General features: G+C 47.5%; 1 protein-coding gene. It reads left to right on the top strand.

Annotated elements, in window-relative coordinates; all coding sequences use genetic code 11:
- Positions 1 to 15: 15 nt before the first annotated feature.
- The coding region (locus A3766_RS01080) for a phenylalanine--tRNA ligase beta subunit-related protein (RefSeq protein ID WP_369808589.1) at positions 16 to 716 on the top strand (701 nt) is incomplete at its 3' end.

Below are 716 nucleotides of genomic sequence, written 5' to 3'. Positions count from 1 at the left end.
GAGCTCGGTCAGCCAATGCATGCATTTGATTTAGATAAGCTGAATGGCTCAATCAATGTACGTCAAGCTGAAAATGCTGAAAAACTAACCTTGTTGGATGGTCAGGAAGTTGAACTTCGTGATGACACCTTGGTTATTGCAGATGAAAACACTCCACTTGCAATCGCAGGTATCATGGGTGGCGAAGCCTCAGGTGTTAGCGCTACAACTCAGAACATCTTTTTGGAATGTGCCTTCTTTGCACCCTTGGCGATTGCGGGTAAAGCACGCTCTTATGGCTTGCATACAGACTCTTCACACCGTTTTGAACGAGGTGTTGATTATGCGCTGCAGCACGAGGCAATGGAACGTGCAACGCGCTTATTAATCGATATTGTCGGCGGCAAAGCTGGCCCAATCGTTGAAGAAAGTGATGCAGAGACGCTTCCTAAGTCTTCGACTGTGACCTTGCGTGAAACTAAAGTTGAGTCGCTCTTAGGCTTGAAGGTAGAGACAGCTGAAATAGAAGAGATTCTAACGCGCCTTGGGCTTGAAGTTGTTGATCGAGCAGAGGGGCAGTGGACCTTTGCTGTGCCAAGCTATCGTTTCGATATTGCCATTGAACCAGACCTGATTGAAGAAATTGGTCGGGTCTACGGCTATAACAAACTACCTAAAACGACTGCATTAGGCTCAATGAAGCTGCGGGCCGTCGACGAAGATATCTTCCCGCAGGA

This window comes from Oleiphilus sp. HI0132 (genome assembly GCF_001635845.1).
This window is presented reverse-complemented; position numbering and strand designations above follow the sequence as displayed.